The organism is Roseimicrobium gellanilyticum, from assembly GCF_003315205.1.
Taxonomy (GTDB): Bacteria; Verrucomicrobiota; Verrucomicrobiia; order Verrucomicrobiales; family Verrucomicrobiaceae; genus Roseimicrobium; species Roseimicrobium gellanilyticum.
This window is the reverse complement of the sequence record NZ_QNRR01000008.1, coordinates 106,785-124,025: the sequence shown is the minus strand read 5'-3', so window position 1 is coordinate 124,025 and position 17,241 is coordinate 106,785. Positions and strand designations below refer to the sequence as shown.

The window sequence follows — 17,241 nt, the reverse complement described above, 5'->3', positions numbered from 1 at the left end:
TTATACGGATGGTTGCGAGGGCGGGGCATCCCCGTGGCTGCGCCGGTAGGACGCGACCACGAGATCACTCAAATACTTGTCCGGTTCCTGCACCGCGCGCAAGGGAAGAGCGAAGGACTTTTCGCCCGTGTTCCCCGCAATGAGCTGGAGACCGAAGGGATAGTCCTTGAACAGCCGGCGGCAAAGTTCCATGACTGGAACACCTTCGCGCGTGCTGCGCTCCTTGAGCGCCAGGATGGCCTCATTCAGGAAAGAAATGTGCATGCCGTAGTCATGCGTGAAGTGGTGGGCGAAGTCCTCCACCTCCCGGGCGACCACACTGGCCTGCACGGACTGGGCGCGCTCCTTGCACGCGGCGAGGCTCCCGATGGGGTCCTTCACCACGGCCTCGTCGATGACCAGCTCCTGCAGGCCGAGGGAGGGCAGCTCAAATTTGAACTCACGGAGCGTCTTTTCCCAGACGGTCATGAGGCCGCGGGCACCGGTGTTTTCCTGGGCCGCTTCGTCCGCCTTCATCCGCAGGGCAGAATCGTCGAAGGAGACATTGATGCCATACGCCAGGAACTCGCGCTCGAACTGCCGGATGAGGCTGCCCGCACTGCGCTTCATGATGTCAAAGAGGTCGTTCGCGTCCAGCGATTCGCACACGACCCGGACGGGAAGACGCCCCACAAACTCCGCCTCGAAGCCGAAGTCGATGAAGTCCTGCGTACGGGCACGATGCAGGGCGGAACCCTTCACGTCTTCACGCGGTTGCGCGTTGAAGCCGATGTTGCCCTTGCTCGCACGGCGCTCGATGATCTTGTCCAGCCCACTGAAGGCGCCGCTCACCACGAAGAGGATGTTGCGCGTATTGATGACCTGCTTGCGGGGTTCCCCACCCTTGCGCATCTCGAACATCATCTGGATCTGCGAGCGCATGTCATTCGGAGAGTACATGGGCACTTCCGTCTCTTCCATGAGCTTCAGCAGCGTTGTCTGCACACCTCGACCGCTCACATCGCGACCAAGGCGCTCACCACTGCTGGCCAGCTTGTCCACTTCATCCAGGTAAATGATGCCGTGCTCGGCGAGCTCGATGTTGCCATTCGCCTTCGCCACCAGGTCGCGCACGAGGTCATCCACGTCCGCACCCACATAGCCTGTCTCGCTGAACTTCGTGGCATCCGCCTTCACAAAGGGCACACCAATGAGATCCGCGATGTGCTTCACGAGGTAGGTCTTTCCCACCCCGGTGGGTCCCACGATGAGGATGTTCTGCTTGGCGAACTCCACCTCTTCCGCGGCCTTCGGGTCCTTCTTGCGCAGCTCGCGCAGGATCTTCGCGTGGTTGTAGTGATCGCATACAGCCGTGGCGAGCACCTTCTTCGCCTCATCCTGACGGATCACATACCTGTCCAGGTGCGCCTTGATGTCGGCGGGCTTGTAGCGGAAGTCCAGCCAGGCATCCTCGTCCACCATGTCATCCACCGGCGGCGACTCGGGCGGTTGCACCTGGGGTGTTTCATCAGAACCAGGTGCACGAAAGCTGCTGAAAAGCACATTGCCGCCAAACTGGCTGCGGAAAAACTCCTCCAGTTTCTTGCCGATTTCCTCAGGCGAGGCGGGCTGCTCGGGTTTGTTGTCGCTCATGAAGTAAAGAAACGTCCGGTAATCTCCCAGAGACGGGGAAAACGGCAAGTGTTGTTCTCAGGGATACCGGGCGTTTTGCAGCTATCGAAGAATATTAGTGCACCCCTTTCTCAAGTTTGAGTCTATTCTGTTTCTCCACCCCCCATGGAAAGCGCGCCTCTGGAACCTTCGCGAGACGAGATGATGTTGGACATCATCCGGAGGCATATAAAGAAGAGAGGCAAGGACGAAAAGGCCATGGAAGGCGGCGTGATGGACTACCTGGAATCCGTGATTCATGGGAACGCCGGCGCGCCATGGCTGAAGGGCCTGATGAAAGAGATGGTCCAGTTCTGGCTGACCAAGCATGAGGGGCACTCCAAAGAACTGCTGGCCGCGTACCTCGCCCGGTTGATTCGTTACAAGACTGAAGACAAACGCGAACGCGTGCTGGCGCTGCTGCCTCCGGCGGCGAAGCCTGCGTTGGAGATTGTTGCGAAGTGGGAGGAGAACTCGCGGTGGAGGGCGAGTCAGGAGGGGTATTGATCATCACTTCTATGACACACAGCGAGCGTATGACCTCCCCTGAGCTACCCATGCAGCCAGGACATGGCACAGGCCCAAGGAGTGGGAACGCCTCGCTCCCATGGTGGCGGGGTCTACGTCCTTGGAATTTCCGGAAACATTCTTTCAGAACCGAGCGTGGTGTGGCACGCAACATCACAACGAGTGGTAAACGCTGGCGGGAACGAGGCGTTCCCACTCCTTGGGCCTATCGCAAAGTGATGAGTGAGTTCATCGCGTCAGATCGTCTTGCCGAGCTTATTCCGCACCCGCCATCAACAATTTCGCCGTCTTCGGAAAGTGCCTGCCCAGGTACTCCTTCGGCTCGAAGGGCCAGAAGGTGAGTTCTGGTTCGAGATTCTCCCAGAGGTGCTGGCGATATTTCGCGGTTCTCGTCTTCAGGAAGGCGGAGAGCTTGTCGTCGCCAAGGAGATGAATGACAGAACGCAGCGCGGAGAAATGCGTCTCTGCCGCGGCGCCGTCGGTATCGTCGATGCCGAAGTACTGCACCATGGCGTTCTGTTCCCCACGAGCGGCGGCACGGGCGAGCGGGTAGTAATCGATGCCCTTCCCTTTGCCGTAGAGGTTGATCTCATCGGTTGGTGAGCCGTCCTTGAGATCTTCCATGCTGGCATGAATCACGATGCGGCTGGCATGCATCCAGCCGCTCTTGCCGGAGGCGAGGGTCACCTGCAACCACTTGGGGTACTGAGGGACACCTTCCGTCCGATAGCTGAAGACCTCGCCTTTGTTTACCTTGGCGATGACGAGCGCGTTGGTGTCCGGCTTCGAGCGCACATTGGTATAGCCGTCCGGGTCATTGATGACGCCATGCTCCTGTGCCGAGATACCTGTGGGGGACATGAACGTGAATCCCAAGGCGAGAGCCAATGGCCATGTATGTCGATTCATCATAGAGAGAAGGAAGGTATGCGGGGTCTTTCTGATGATTGTGCATCCACGAGCATTCGTGATACCCAGGGTCTCTATTCGCGGAAAAATCCCGCTCACCGGTTGCCACGCACGGGCATCACCTTGCGGCAGCCACTCGCATCAGCCCGCGAAGCATGAGGTAGAGGCCCATGATCACGAAGATTGTCCCCACTACAAACACCACCCAGATGCTGGAGCCGACACCCCGGATGAGCACAGCGTTCTCCGGCCTGGCAGGATCATAGTAGGCCTTCACGCTGCTGCCTGCGGCGTATTGCTTCAGCAGCTTCTGCGCGTGACTTTGACTGCCGGAGCCCTGCCCTGCCAACCCCACCTGCCGACCGGTGTACGGCACGCCCTGCACCTCATAGGTGTAGGTGATGTGGGCATGGTAGCGGTAGCCGCTGCTCTTCTTCCGTGTCTTGCCCATCTCCGCGCTCTGCACCTTTGCCGGGACCTCGGTCCAGCCGTTGCTGGCCTTTCCCTCCTTGAAACGCACCACCCCGAGGACGATGAGCCCCAGCCCGGCCAGAATGAAAATCAGCGTGAAGAGCTTTGCCATCTTGCAGAGGGATTGGTTCGGCGGTGGCGATGCATACAACTGAAACCCTCCGGCGCAAGGCGGGAGCGAAGGCCCCGCCCCAAATCAGGAGTGCCCTTCATCAGCGCCGCGCCGTAACGTTTTGGATTCGAATTGCAGTCGCCCCCGGCTGTGCTTCATCCTGCTGCCATGGAAGAATACCACCGCCTCCTCCGCAAAGTGCTCGACCACGGAAGCTTCCGTGCGGACCGCACCGGCGTGGGCGCGTACTCAGTCTTTGGTGAGCAGTCACGCTATGACCTGAGCGTGGGCTTCCCCTGCCTGACGACGAAGAAGCTGCACCTGCGCAGCATCATCCATGAGCTGCTCTGGTTCCTGAAGGGGGACACGAACATCAAGTACCTCCACGAGAACAAGGTCACCATCTGGGATGAGTGGGCGGACGAGGAAGGCAACCTCGGCCCCGTGTATGGAGCCCAGTGGCGCCGCTGGAAGGGACAGGACGGCCGCGAGCACGACCAGATTGCGGACGTCATCCAGCGCATCAAGACCTCGCCGTACTCGCGACGCCACATCGTGAGCGCGTGGAATGTGGCCCACATCGAGGACATGGCCCTGCCGCCGTGCCATTTGATGTTCCAGTTCTTCGTGGATAATGGAAAACTGAGCTGCCAGCTCTACCAGCGCAGCGCGGACCTCTTCCTTGGCGTGCCTTTCAACATCGCCAGCTACGCCCTGCTCACCATGATGGTGGCGCAGGTGTGCGACCTGCAGCCGGGCGACTTCGTGCACACCTTCGGTGACCTGCACCTGTACAAGAACCATCTCGAGCAGGCGCGCCTTCAACTCACGCGCGACCCGCGTCCCCTGCCCACCATGCGCATCAATCCGGACGTGAAGGATATCGATGCCTTCAAGTTCGAAGATTTCACCCTGGAAGGCTATGACCCGCATCCGGCCATCAAGGCGGAGATTGCGGTGTGAGAAAGAATCCGGAGGGCGGAATCCGAAATGCGGTGTGAGGGACTTTGCCCGATCACTCGTCCTCCTGTCGCCCTTCGAACCGCCAGCCTTGGAAAATGCCATAGTGGCTGACATTCCATCCATGCTCTCCGAATCGGGAAGATGGGCCCGCGGCCAGCAGCTCCTTTTGCCATTCACTCAGTGGTTTCACTGGAGAGGCCTCTCCAAGAAAGACGAGCATGTCCGCTAGGTCGACCCGCGCGATGTGTTCGCGAACTGGGTCGTTGCCGCACCAGTGATGCACCCTCACCAGCGCGAAGACGCGGCCATCTTGTGAGACCTCCACACCGCGTTTGGTGGCTTCAGAAAGGGCCATGCTTTCTTTCGGGAGTGCGGTCACGCCTGCCAGCCGAAGAAGGCGACCATCAGTCAGTTGGAGGCCCTCCGTCGTCCAGCCATGCACCGCGACGGGATGACTCAAGGTTTCGACCTGCCGCTTGGGAAACCATTGTCCGGTGACCATGCGGAAGAGCGACACGTAGGCGATGGGCAACACAATTGCCGCACAGATCAGTACATTTGCCAAGTAGCTCAGGATGCGCCGTCCCATGGCGCAGGAGTGTAGCTGCTCTCACACATTGCTGACAATCACCCGATGCTGTCAGAGAGGCGGTTTCTCCGGGCCTCAGGGCTTTACAGGACAAAGAGACACATCAGGCAAACCCTTACATTCGCGAATAAAGCCCCAGCAGGTCAGCAATCGGGCACTCTGCATGCAATCAACTGAGCGTGAGCACGCAATCATGAATTGAATGAATGCTTATATTGCATGGAAATTTAGAAATTTTCTAGCTTTTATGAGCATCTCTTTACATTAGCAATTCCCTGCATCAACCGGCAACCGGACTCCCCCTACCATTACTGGGTGCCACCCCCTACAGATGAACTTCAACATGAAACCCAGAATCCCACGACTCACTGGCTCTCTACTCGCCCTGTCCTCATTACTCCTGACAGGCCTTTCAAGTTCCGCAGGGACCCCCTCGGAGAAGAACCCCGCGGCCAAGGAAGCTCTGCAGACTGCTCCCGTACATCCCATGTACCTCGGGATGGTGAGCACGGGCATCAAGACCAATGACTCGTACACAGACGGGAACTTCAGCATCGTGGCCCCCATCTGGAGTTCGCTGGGAGCGGACTCCACGCTGAGCGGCGGGCTGCTCTTCATCGAGCCCTACGTTTCCTACGGCGAGGGCGGTGAGGTGGCCACTTCGCTCGGCTTGGGCTACCGGCACCTGTTTGGCTCGCAGTCGGTGAGCGCTCTCACGAATCACGACGGACACCAGGCGGGCTTCTTCGAGGAAGGCGTCTTCGTCGGCGCGAACATGTTCGTCGACATGCTCGACACCGAGGCGAACAACCAATTCTGGCAGCTTGGCGTGGGTCTGGAGGCAGGCACGCGCTACGTGGAAGTTCGCGGGAACTACTACATCCCCCTCTCCGACAAGCAGCTCGCGGATGAGTTCCGCACGCGGGAGTCGTTCCAGAGCACCAGCAGCCAGGCACATCAGAGCGTGACTCCGCTGGACAATCCCACCGCCGCTGGAAACGCCATCACGCAGAACGCGCTCTACAGCACGAGCGTGACCACCACCACGCGCACCACGACCATCGAGCGCCTCTTCCGTCGCTATGAGGAAGGCATGGAAGGCTGGGACGCTGAAATCGCCGTGCTCATCCCCTGGCTGGATCGCTACATGGATGTGACGCTCATCGGTGGTTACTACAGCTTTGACAACCAGCCCTTCGGTCCGCAATCAGGCGGCACCGGCAACGTGGAAGGTTGGAAGGCAGGCGTGCAGGTGCGTCCTGTGCCTGCGGTGCTGCTTTCCGGCACGTGGTATGAAGACGAGCGCCTCACCGGCAGCGACTGGACCGTGGGCATGCAGCTTCAGGTTCCCTTTGAAGCCGGAGACCTCGGCGATGGAAAGAACTTCTGGAGCCGCATCGGTGACTCCTTCAAGCCGCGCCGCCGTCACCTGATTGAGCGTCTTGCGGAGCCGGTGCACCGTCAGAATGCGGCGGTGAAGCTGGCCAGCAGCGTGGAGGAAGAGGAGACTTCCACCAGCACCAAGGTGCAGCGTGTGACGAAGGTGGTATCCCAACGTCAGGGACAGGTCGTGCTGGCAGATGACGTCGTCTTCGTGAACAACGGCGAAGCGGTGGGCAATGGCATCCAGGCAGGCACAAGCGAGCAACTCGGCGCGAATGGCACGGCGGAGAAACCTTTTGATACCATCAGCGAAGGCGCAAACCTCGCGGGCAGCAATGCCAATCTCCATGGCAAGGCCTGGACGGTGTACACCCAGGGTGGCACCGGATTCGACTATGAAGATGCCGTCGAACTGTCTGGCAGCACGAAGTTCGTGAGCTCCTTCAACACACTCACCGGCGTGGGTGGCCGCACCTTCGGTGGCAATACCGAGCGCCCTGTGCTCTACGGCGGCTTCTACGCTCAGGACATCCCCTTCGTGCAGGTCACCGGGTATGACATCCGCGAGGGCCTCGATGGTGCGGGCATCATTGCTCGCAATGTGCAGGACCTCGTGGTCACGCAGAACCACTTCTCCGCGTATGGCGCCGGCGTTTACATTGAAACGGAGTGCGACATCGATGCGACTGCATCCATCCGTGAGAACAGCTTCTTCACCGGCGAGCACGGCGTGAAGGTGGAGACCTACGGCCGCAGCAACCTGACCCTGCTGGTGGATAACAATGACTTCGCCTTCGAGTCTCCGCTGCTGCGCAAAGCCTCGGGCGCCATGCAGGTCATCATGCTGGACACGTATGACCGCAGCACGCTGACTAGCGTCATCTCCGGCAACAACTTCTCTGGCTTCATCCACACCGCCGTGGAGGCGAACAGCTACGACCGCTCCACGCAAGACCTTACCATCGTGGACAACGTGCTGGACGGATACTTCTTCAATGGCTTCCGCGTGACCAGCTACTGCCGCTCCACGCTGGACACGAATATCGAAGGCAACACCCTGCTCGGCTACTACGAGCAGGACGGCATCGAACTCGATGGACGCGACCGCTCACGCTTCACCGGTCTCGTGAAGGCCAACAACTTCGCGGGTGAATTCGAAGACGGCCTGGACATCGACAAGACGGAGCGCGCCTTCCTGGACGTCGACGTCGAGGAGAACATCTTCTCCGGCTTCTTCTCGGACTCCATGATTGAGCTCACGGGCAACGGCGACCGCGCCTGTGATCCCACGGAGGAAAAGGCCAGGATGGTGGTGGATGTGGTGAACAACATGTTCAGCGGAGACACGCAAGGCCGCGGCATCGACATCGACAACTACGATCGCAACCGCATGGAACTCACCGTCGTGGGCAACACCTTCAGCGGCGAATTCGACCAGGCACTGGATGCGGGCCAGAATGACTCCAGCCAGCTCGTCATCGATGTCACGAACAACATCCTCTCGGGTGACTTCGACTCCAACGGCATCCGCTTCACCAGCAATGGCATCAAGTCGCATGGCGTGCTCCTTGATGGCACCATCGAAAACAACGTGCTGAGTGGCGCCTTCGGCAGTGTGGAGGCTGGCGCGGGCATCGAGCTGCAGTCCAACGACACCTCGCTGATGAACGTGACCATCGACAACAACCAGCTCAGTGGCGTGTTCTACAACGGCATCAACGTGCTGCGGGACGAGTACTCCAGCCTCAACGTGGACGTCACGAACAACCTCCTCTCCGGCGCCTTCGAATACGCCGGCATCAACCTCGACGCGGATGGCACGGGCAGCAACAAGCTCAATGCCACCGTCACCGGCAACGTGCTGACCGGCAGCTTTGCCCGTGGCATCACCATGGACAGCTACAACGGCGCGAAACTCGACGTCGAGCTGAGCAACAATCAGCTCATCGGCGACTCCACCTATGCGACGTATGGCATCTACATCCGCAGCAGCAACAGTTCCGTGCTGACCGTGACGCAGTTCGATGGCAACACCATCAGCGGCGCATCCCAGACGGGCATCCGCATCCGCCGGAACAATACCAGCACGCTGTCCGTGAATGGCACGCTGGATGAAGCATCCAGCAATCACGTCAGCAACGAGAACACCGAGAAGGTGGAGAACACGGGCAGCACGTCCGGTCAATTCTACCTGAACGGCCAGCTCGTGACTCTGCCGACCACGGTGCCCTGATGCGAGCCTAGCCGCTAGCGCACAGCACGTGCTTCAAGAGCCGCATCCGAAAGGGTGCGGCTTTTTTTGTTCGGCCTCCGATTCTCAAAATCCGGCGGGCGACACCGGTAGGCGCATCACCGCTCTTCATCGGCGCCAACCGAGTGGGTCATTTCGCGAGACGCGCCGGGAATTTGTGGGTACACCTCAGAACGCAGCAGTGCCCATCGGGATACGGACCGCAAGACGATGGACCGGAAGAGGCTTCAAGCGGAAGCGCCGGTCGTAGAGCGACCAGCACGCCAGGCCCGAGTCGCCGCCGTCTCGGAGACAACGATCACCGCATCTCGCCAAGGAAAAGCCTATCAGGCATTACCCTAGAAATGAGCACTAAATCATTTTTCTCCATATGATTGCATTTTGCATGAAATGACCTGTTTTTCAGTGACTTGTGGCTCCATAAAGAAACTGCTTACTTGGAAGAAAATTTATGATTTCTCTGGATTTTCTGAGCAGTGATTTATATTAGCATTCGTCTGCATCAAAACATTCGGCGCACAAATCGTAGCAGCACCCCGCGCATCCCCTTATCACGTTCCTTCAAAATGCCCTTTCGACTTTCACGGCCAGCCAATTTCCTCACAGAGGCCGATTACTAAGAAAATTTCAGTACTTGAGAGGTAGAGCACACTGCCACGAGTACAGAGCCGCACCCGGGTGGGTGCGGCTTGTTTTTTTAGCATACCAGTCACAACGAGCGATGACTTCCCCCACCCACCCATCCATCCATCGCAATTTCCGGATCATTTCCGTAGAACGATGTGCACGCGGGCGTTAAGGCAGGCCACTCGACTCCCATGAAAACACTGCTTCCCTGCCTCCTGCTTTCTCTCACCGCCGTCATCAGCGCAGCCGAGCCCATCGGCAGCTATTCGCGCGAAATCTTTTCGGACGACTTCGCCAAGGACGGCTTCGGCAAGCGCTGGGGACACTACAAGAGCGGCAGCCTGGTGAAGGACGGCGTGCTGACCGGCATCACCCCGGAAGGGTCTGACCATTCCGCCGTGGACAATGTGGTCATCGAGCCCGAGCGCGACCTGCAGATCTCTGTGAAATTCCGCTACGTGAGCGACAAGGCGAAGAGCTTCAACCTCTGGTTCGACGACAAGGGCTACAAGGAGTCCCACGCCGGCCACATCTGCAACGTGAACGTGAGCCCGAAGGCGGTGAACATCGGCGATGCCAAGACAGGCAACTTCCGCAATGACATCTACGCGAAGAAAAAGACCCCGGAAGGTCTGAGCGTGGAAGACAAGGAGATGCTGAAGAGCAAGAACAAGAGCTTCCCCGTCACCCTGTCCCTGGAAGACTGGCACACCCTGGTGGTCGTCACGCGCGGTGATGAAATCTTTGTGAGCATCGATGGCAAGGCCGTCGGCAGCTTCAAGTCCGAGGGCATCAACCATGACTCGAAGACCCTCATCAGCCTGACCACGAATGCCGTGGACGTGCAGTACGACGACTTCTCCATCAAGGCGCCGAAGAAGTAAGGGGGGCAGTGGTGTTCTAGAATGTGATGGCGGGCTGACCAAGCTGGCCCGCCTCACGACAACGTCATGGCAAGTCTCGTGACATGACTCACTCACCTGAAGGAGGAAGCCACATAAGCAGGCGCAAGGTGGTCTGCCAAAGGGACATATGATGCGGACAAGGCCTGTTCCTGTCACGAGACGCTTCGTGATATTGACAACCCCATCCGTACGATGGATCGGACACCATGCCCTGGCAGAAGCGTGATCCTCATTCCAATCAACCTCCCCGTCGTCCACGGCGTGATCATGAGGCGGGCGCTGGAGCTGGGTCTGGGACCGGCTCGGGCGCGGGTCCCTGGAAGAAATCAGGCACCGGCCACTCCGGCTACAAGGGGAAGAGGGATGAGCCTCGCGCTCATGAACGGGACAGGACTGGTGACAGAGACCGCGAACGCGAGCGTGAGCGTCCCTTTTCAGACGAGCGACGCCCCAGCCACAAGGGTACGCCGCACAAGTCCGCATCCCGTCCACATGCCGGCAAGCCACGGGATGCCTCCGCGCACGGCACCTCCTGGGAGAAGTCGGCAGATTGGTATGATAAGATCATCGGCGCGCAGGGTTCGGAGCTATACCAGCGCATCGTGATTCCCTGTGCGCTGGACATGCTCCGTCCGAAGCGCGACGAGTCCATCCTCGACCTCGGTTGCGGGCAGGGTGTCTTCACCCGGGCGCTGTCCGAGCATGGCGCGAAGGTCACGGGACTGGATGCCTCTGCGTCCCTGGTGCGGCGCGCGGAAGAGTATCCGTCACCGAAACCCATCCGCTATGTCACGCGTGATGCTGCGGACTTGAAGGAGCTTGGGACCTTCGATGCGGTCTCCAGCATCCTCGCGCTGCAGAATATGGAGCACCTGGACAAGGTGTGCGTCTCTGCGGCGAAGGTGCTGCGGGATGGCGGTCGCATGCTGTGGGTGCTGAATCACCCCTGCTTCCGCATCCCGCGACAGACGGCGTGGGGATTCGATGACGAACGCAAGATTCAGTATCGCCGTGTGGATGGGTACAGCTCGCCGATGAGCATCCCGATTGTGATGCACCCCGGGCAGGCACAGAGTGAGAGCACGACCTCGTTTCACAAGAACCTTTCGGACCTGATGCACTGCGCGCTCAGCGCAGGCTTCCTGCTCGCGGGTTTCGAGGAGTGGCACTCGGACAAGCAGAGCCAGCCAGGGCCACGGGCGCGCGCGGAGAACCGGGCACGGGATGAGTTCCCGCTGTTTGTGGGCATGCTGTGGGTGAAGCGCGCTGCTTGATCTGAATGTTTTGGCGGCCAAAGTCGTCCGAACCATTCCATCAACGCATCATGAAAACAGCATCCATCATCTGCGCGCTATTGGTTACCCTGCATGTCTGCCATGCAGCTGAAAAGGAGGAGTCCCTCGCGGACATCCACAGGGAACGGGAGGCCGTGCTCAAGGCCATTGTCGAGGAGTTCGAGCACGAGGCCAGTCTCGGCAGAGGCAAGGCAACCGACCTTGCCGAGGCTCAAATCGACTTGCTCCATTTCCGGATGGAGAAAGCAAAGGATGCTGCCGAGAAGAAGGAGCACCAGCGCAAGATCGTTGCCATCGTGCAGCAGTTGTATTCCACCGTCGAAATGCTCAGTCGTGAAAACCGGGTCGAAGGGATGAAAGTCTTGAAAGCCAAAGAGCGCCTCCTGGCAGAGAAGCAGCGTCTGATGGAGATGTAGGTGACTGTCTGGAGGGGACTCACCTCTCGCGTTTCCACCTGTCGAACGCGAAACGCCATTCATTGGGCAGTTCTCCCATCTCCACGGCTTCTGGGTTTCCCTGGGCGTCTTTGCGTATCACGAAATCCTGGTTCATGGTTCTCTTGATCCGGGGCATGGGATCAACGCCGGCAGGATGCACCCGGAAGTAGAACCTTCTGAGACCGTCGAACACGGGCGCAAGCCAGGTGGCCGATGCTGGGGTCCAATCCGCCGTGAGGATGCCTTCGCGGGAAAGCATCGGCAACTCCGGGTCCTGGAGGTGCACTTGATAGTGGTGTTGCGCCCCTGCCTTCAAGAGGAACGACTCCTTCAGCTGTGGTGGGATAATGGCGAAGCTATAGTCATCCGCTGCATACAGCGTGGAGACATCCACGACCCTGAGGGGAAATCTTGAGCGGTTGTGGAATTCGAAGTTGATAAAGACACGCCCGTCCGGCTCCTGCTCGATGCCTGCATGCCGCACCACCAGCGAGTCTTCCGCCCACCACTCCAGCACGTGGTAGCTGACGAGTCCCAGCACTCCCAGGAGGAGAGCTGTGCACAGCAGGATTTTGAGCCAACGTGGCATGAGAGGGTTGTTGAGAATGCCTGGAGGATACCGGCACCGGAGTGTCTTGTACCAATATTTTGCAGGTTTGCCAGCCGCGGTGAAATCCCTCATCCTGCGACATGCACCGGGCGCACTTGCGAAATGGGTACTCTATAGCATGATGTATCACCTCTGGTGTCACCATGCCTCACGAGCATTTCGTGCAATTTGCCACACCCCTCTACCTAACAAGATTGTCATAATCACTCCCTGAGTGTGCCCGAAATTGACAGACACGTTGCGCCGTATTTCAATTGCTGCGCCAACCTTAGATGGAACACACGCCGGAGAATATCACCGCCTTCCGCGCCGCGCGGTGGCGGGTACGTACCGCCAAAATCGCCGCCGCCATGTGCGGAGGCTGGCCGCTCAGCGACGGCCTCCACACGAGGGAGTACGCGCAATGCATGGAGACCCTCCGGAAGGCTGAAGAGCATCTCGCCAGCTTCCCCCAGGAGTGGCTGCAGCTCTATGATGAGCTGAGGGCTGAGGAGGAGTCCCCTCATTCCCGCTCTCCAAATATGCTGGGCGGCACCCTTCCTCCGGACCTACGGCAACCACGCGGGGAATAACCCCAGGTTCAGCTTGATCTTCCCCGCCTCTCGAATCGCCTAGTGCATCACACCTTATCATATCACATCAATCATCCGCATCGCCAGGAAGCGGCGGAGTGTGCGATGACTACTGGGGTGGCTTTCTGAATTTGCGAGGCGGGCGCGGAAAAGGAAAGGCCTCCGGGAAATTCTGGGGCCGGTGTGCATCCTGGTAGGCAGAGGGTACCTGCCCCATCTCCTGCTCGAATGCCCGGCAGAAGGCGCTCATGCTGGCATACCCCACCTCCACAGCGATCTCACCCACGCGGCGCTGCGGAGAGGTCCTGAGAAGTTCCGCTGCTTTCTGCATCCGGGCATGCCTCAGCAGTTCCGGACCCGACTTTCCGGTCACCACGGGAAAGAGCCGGCTGAGTTCATACTTCGTGAGCCCCACCTTCTCCGCAATGCTCGCGATGGTGGGCGGATGGGCAATGTCCGCGAGAAGAAGCTCCGCGGCTTTGAGAGCACGCCTTTTTGCTTCTTCCGGGTCCAGCATCCCCCTTTATATGCCCGGTTCGGCACGTAAGCAACTCGTTCATTTCAAGTGCAATACAGAGCAAGCTCGGGATTGCAACAGTCATCACAAAGACAGTGCTGCCATGGAAGCAGCGCATCTGTCTTCAGGACTCCCGTGCCGGATGTTCGCTCGCCTGCGAGTCTTGTGTCTGCCCAGGCGGAGCGAGTGCGGCTTCAATGGCGCGTAGCAGAGGCTCCTCATCCACGGGTTTGGTCAGGTACACCAAGGCACCAAGACGCTGCACGCGCTCAGCGCTCCCTGGCTGGTCATGGCCGGTGATGACGATGACCGGCACCATCTCCGCCTGCCGGGAAACACACTCCAAAACATCGAAGCCATTGATTTCCGGCATGTGCAAATCCAGCACCACACAGCCGTACTTCCGCGTTTCCAGGGTCTGGAGAAAAAGGGCCGGGTCCTCGAATGGCACTGCGGCATAGCCACGCACCCTCAGCAGCCGGCATAAGGCCGAGCGCATCCGCGGCTCATCATCCACAATGGCGATGACGGGTGGCTCGGCGGACATGCCCGCAGCATCGGCTTCTTTGGCGCATCTGGGTATAGAACTTTGGTGCTACGAACCCGGTTCAAATGAATGCGTACGTTCGCAATTCTGTGGAGAATACTCACAGGAGAACGAGCCCTTCACACCGCAGGCACCACGCCCAATCGCGTGGCGGCGCTCACGAGTCCGGCCACCGAGGGGATTTCCAGCTTCCTTGTGATCTGCATGCGATGGATTTTCACGGTCTGGATGGTAACTCCCAGAATGTCCGCGATGAGCTTGTTCGGCTTGCCGGAGATCACGTGTTCCAGCACCTCCCGCTCACGCGTGGTGAGTTTTTCCAGGCGACCGCGCAGAGCATCCATCTCCTCCCGCTGGCCTCGATTGCTTCTGTCCTGCTCCAGCGCGAGGGCAATGGCCTCCAGCAGCACCTCCTCATCCACAGGTTTCACCAGGAAGGTGACGGCACCGGCTTTCATGGCCCGCACGCTGATGGGGATGTTTCCTTCACCGGAGAGGAAGATGATGGGAATCGACCGGTTGGTCTTGTTCAGATAGGCCTGTAGCTGCAGACCATCGCAGCCCGGCATGGAGACATCCAGCACCACGCAGCGCATGTCTGCCTGGGCATATTCCACGAGGAATCTGTCCGGTGAATCAAAGGTGCGCACCGCATAACCATGCGTACGCAGCAGACGGCTCAGGGCCCGCAGCATGCCGGCATCATCATCCACAAGTCCGATGGTGGGATTCTGCTCCATGCTCATGTTACGCCCTTGGTTGCCGCGAGGGTGATGTGAAATGTGGCACCCCTGTCATGATTCCGTGTGGCCCACAGCCTGCCGCCGTGTGCGGTGACCAGGGCGCGTGAGATGGAGAGACCCAGCCCCATGCCATGCTCCTTCGTTGTGTGGAAGGCCTTGAAGAGAGACTCCGGCTCCCCCTCAATGCCCGTGCCCGCATCCTTCACATCGATGCGCACCTCATCACCGTCCTGGCAGGTCGTGAGGGTGATGCTCCTCTCACCGGGAGGATTCGCCACCATCGCATCCGCCGCGTTCGTGATGAGATTCAGCAGCACCTGCTGGAACTGCACGCGGTCAGACATGACAGGCGGCACGTCCTCCGCGAGCTGGAAGTCCACCTTCACCCCACGGCCGATGAGGTCGCTGCGTGTGAGCTGCACCACCTCCTGAAGTTGCTGGTGCACATCCAGCGGCTGCAGGCTCACCTCGCCACGGCGCAGCAGCGTGCGCATGCGGGCGATCACGTCTCCCGCGCGCCGGTCCTCACTGATGATGTCTGCGATCATCTCACGCAGCTCGCACATCTCCTCCGGCTCCGGCTGGTCACACGCGAGCACATGCCGCGCGGCCTGGGCATTGCTCAGGATGATGCCCAGCGGCTGATTCAGCTCATGTGCGAGCGAGCCGGAGAGAGCGCCCAGCGTGGCGACACGCGAGAGATGCGCCAGCTCCTCACGCCGCTGCTCAGCCTCCTGCGTAGCACGCCGCCTCTCCGTGACATCCCGTGAGGCTCCCCGTATCTCCAGCTTCTGCCGGTCGCCGAAGGCGTGCACGTGACCGTGGGAGGAGACCCAACGCACACTGCCATCCGGATGCACCACCCGATGCTCCAGGGAAAACGCCCCACCGTCCCGCGCCGCGAGCTCGATGGCGGACCGCAGCATGGACTTGTCCTCCGGATGCACGCGCGCGAGCACGTCTTCAAAGGTCACGCTGCCACTATCGGGCAGACCAAAGATGGTGCGCCACTTCGCGGAGCCCTCCAACTCATCCACACCCGGCTTCCGGCTCCACAGGCCGATGTTTCCTGAGTCTGCCGCAAGGGTGAAGTCCGCATGCATCTCCCGCGCACGCTTCCGTGCAGCCAGCAGCATGGCAATCATCCCGGTCTGCAGGGCTATCACCCCCACGAAGATGAGGAAGGAACTGCGATGCGTCTCCCACAGGCCCGGCTTGCGGAAGAGGACCGTGCTGCCTGCGGGTAGGGCCGACTCAGAGATGCCCCACCGCTTCAGCTCGCGTGCGTCATAGACAGGTGCCCCCAGGGGGAAATGCTGCCACGGCAGGCTGGATGGGGGCACTCCGGCCAGCAGCTTCATCGCCACCTTCGCCCCTTCTACGGCCACCCGCTTCTGGGGCACCAGCCTGCCTCCGAGCGTGCCGCGCCCCAATTGCAGATCATTGAAGGAAAACACCGGTGCATTGGCAGACTCATGCATGGCATCCAGCCCTGTCTCCTCCACGAGCGGCACACCGGCGGCATCGCGCATCATCATGCCCACCAGCACCACCGAGTCCGGAGGCAGTGCGCTCACCGTGCTGCGCATCTGCTTCAGCGACTGATCATTCATCCAGTGGAAAGTCGCCCTGTTGGAGTAGGCAGCATCCCACTCCCGCTTCATCACCGTCGTCCAGAAGCGGCCAATCGGTGAGGCATCCTGCGCCACGTAGATGTGCCGCGTCTTGGGCAGCACCTCGAAGATATTGCCAGCCAGGTAATTGATGTTCACATCCGGCCCCACGGAGACCACATCCGGGTCATCCTTCATCATCTCCACACGGCGCTTTTCCGCATCCAGCAGGAGCATGGGTGAATGCGGAAAGAGCGTGCTGCGATGCCTCCGGCAGAACATGACTGCCGGGCTGCCAATGGGCACGACGAGGTCCGGCATCTGCTCCTCAAACACGGCACGCAGGAAATCGAGCAGCGGCTTTTCATTCTCCTCCCCATCGAACCTGGCCATCTCCAGCGAGGCATCGACGAACTCGATGGCATTTGGATTGTCCCGTGCCAGCTCCGTCCGGAAGATGCTGGCCACCTCCCCATTGGGCGAGTAGTCCCGCCCGAAGGAATGCATGATGAGCACATG

At 59.8% G+C, this 17,241-nt stretch carries 16 protein-coding genes; 7 read left to right on the top strand and 9 right to left on the bottom strand.

The annotated features are described in order from the left end of the window. Positions 1-1,632 carry an AAA family ATPase gene (locus DES53_RS20900; RefSeq protein ID WP_113960261.1) on the bottom strand — a complete coding sequence of 544 codons (1,632 nt, stop codon included), beginning with the start codon at positions 1,630-1,632 and terminating at the stop codon, positions 1-3. 144 nt (positions 1,633-1,776) lie between these two features. Between DES53_RS20900 and DES53_RS20895 the strand changes: the two genes are divergently transcribed. Next, on the top strand, positions 1,777-2,157 hold the full coding sequence (locus DES53_RS20895; protein WP_113960260.1) for a hypothetical protein: 381 nt from the start codon (positions 1,777-1,779) through the stop codon (positions 2,155-2,157). Between the two features lie 276 nt (positions 2,158-2,433). On the opposite strand, the gene DES53_RS20890 is transcribed toward DES53_RS20895, so the two are convergent. Both DES53_RS20890 and DES53_RS20885 read right to left on the bottom strand, forming a co-directional pair. Then, positions 2,434-3,039: an SH3 domain-containing protein gene (locus tag DES53_RS20890; RefSeq protein WP_170157268.1), complete on the bottom strand. Its 606-nt coding sequence runs from the start codon at positions 3,037-3,039 to the stop codon at positions 2,434-2,436. Positions 3,040-3,205: 166 nt separating this feature from the next. Further along, the gene (locus DES53_RS20885) at positions 3,206-3,670 is read right to left on the bottom strand and encodes a DUF3592 domain-containing protein (protein WP_113960258.1); all 465 of its coding nucleotides are present in this window, start codon (positions 3,668-3,670) and stop codon (positions 3,206-3,208) included. A gap of 168 nt (positions 3,671-3,838) precedes the next feature. Between DES53_RS20885 and DES53_RS20880 the strand changes: the two genes are divergently transcribed. Continuing rightward, positions 3,839-4,633 carry a thymidylate synthase gene (locus tag DES53_RS20880; RefSeq protein WP_113960257.1) on the top strand — a complete coding sequence of 265 codons (795 nt, stop codon included), beginning with the start codon at positions 3,839-3,841 and terminating at the stop codon, positions 4,631-4,633. Between the two features lie 52 nt (positions 4,634-4,685). On the opposite strand, the gene DES53_RS20875 is transcribed toward DES53_RS20880, so the two are convergent. Further along, entirely contained in the window at positions 4,686-5,222 is a 537-nt protein-coding gene (locus DES53_RS20875) for a hypothetical protein (RefSeq protein WP_113960256.1), read from the bottom strand. A 343-nt stretch (positions 5,223-5,565) separates the two neighbouring features. On the opposite strand from DES53_RS20875, the gene DES53_RS20870 reads away from it, so the two are divergent. The 4 genes from DES53_RS20870 (at position 5,566) to DES53_RS20855 (ending at position 12,099) form a co-directional block, all read left to right on the top strand. Then, on the top strand, positions 5,566-8,838 hold the full coding sequence (locus DES53_RS20870) for an inverse autotransporter beta domain-containing protein (RefSeq protein WP_170157267.1): 3,273 nt from the start codon (positions 5,566-5,568) through the stop codon (positions 8,836-8,838). An 836-nt stretch (positions 8,839-9,674) separates the two neighbouring features. Next, positions 9,675-10,367, top strand: a complete 693-nt coding sequence (locus DES53_RS20865) for a hypothetical protein (protein ID WP_113960254.1) — start codon at positions 9,675-9,677, stop codon at positions 10,365-10,367. A 227-nt stretch (positions 10,368-10,594) separates the two neighbouring features. Then, a complete protein-coding gene (locus DES53_RS20860; protein ID WP_113960253.1) occupies positions 10,595-11,662 on the top strand; it encodes a class I SAM-dependent methyltransferase in 1,068 nt (355 codons plus the stop codon). Between the two features lie 50 nt (positions 11,663-11,712). Next, positions 11,713-12,099 (top strand): hypothetical protein, encoded by a 387-nt coding sequence (locus DES53_RS20855; RefSeq protein WP_113960252.1) that lies wholly within the window; start codon positions 11,713-11,715, stop codon positions 12,097-12,099. 19 nt (positions 12,100-12,118) lie between these two features. On the opposite strand, the gene DES53_RS20850 is transcribed toward DES53_RS20855, so the two are convergent. Continuing rightward, positions 12,119-12,709 (bottom strand): hypothetical protein, encoded by a 591-nt coding sequence (locus tag DES53_RS20850; RefSeq protein ID WP_147263522.1) that lies wholly within the window; start codon positions 12,707-12,709, stop codon positions 12,119-12,121. 293 nt (positions 12,710-13,002) lie between these two features. Here DES53_RS20850 and DES53_RS20845 point away from each other — a divergent pair, with 293 nt between their 5' ends. After that, positions 13,003-13,302: a hypothetical protein gene (locus tag DES53_RS20845; RefSeq protein WP_113960250.1), complete on the top strand. Its 300-nt coding sequence runs from the start codon at positions 13,003-13,005 to the stop codon at positions 13,300-13,302. A gap of 109 nt (positions 13,303-13,411) precedes the next feature. Here DES53_RS20845 and DES53_RS20840 read toward each other — a convergent pair whose 3' ends face one another. From DES53_RS20840 to DES53_RS20825, 4 genes are all read right to left on the bottom strand, one after another. Next, a complete protein-coding gene (locus DES53_RS20840) occupies positions 13,412-13,819 on the bottom strand; it encodes a helix-turn-helix transcriptional regulator (RefSeq protein WP_113960249.1) in 408 nt (135 codons plus the stop codon). A 124-nt stretch (positions 13,820-13,943) separates the two neighbouring features. Beyond that, entirely contained in the window at positions 13,944-14,366 is a 423-nt protein-coding gene (locus DES53_RS20835; RefSeq protein ID WP_113960248.1) for a response regulator transcription factor, read from the bottom strand. A 119-nt stretch (positions 14,367-14,485) separates the two neighbouring features. Next, a complete protein-coding gene (locus tag DES53_RS20830; RefSeq protein WP_113960461.1) occupies positions 14,486-15,106 on the bottom strand; it encodes a response regulator transcription factor in 621 nt (206 codons plus the stop codon). A gap of 2 nt (positions 15,107-15,108) precedes the next feature. Next, positions 15,109-17,229, bottom strand: a complete 2,121-nt coding sequence (locus DES53_RS20825) for an ATP-binding protein (protein ID WP_170157266.1) — start codon at positions 17,227-17,229, stop codon at positions 15,109-15,111. Positions 17,230-17,241 lie beyond the last annotated feature (12 nt).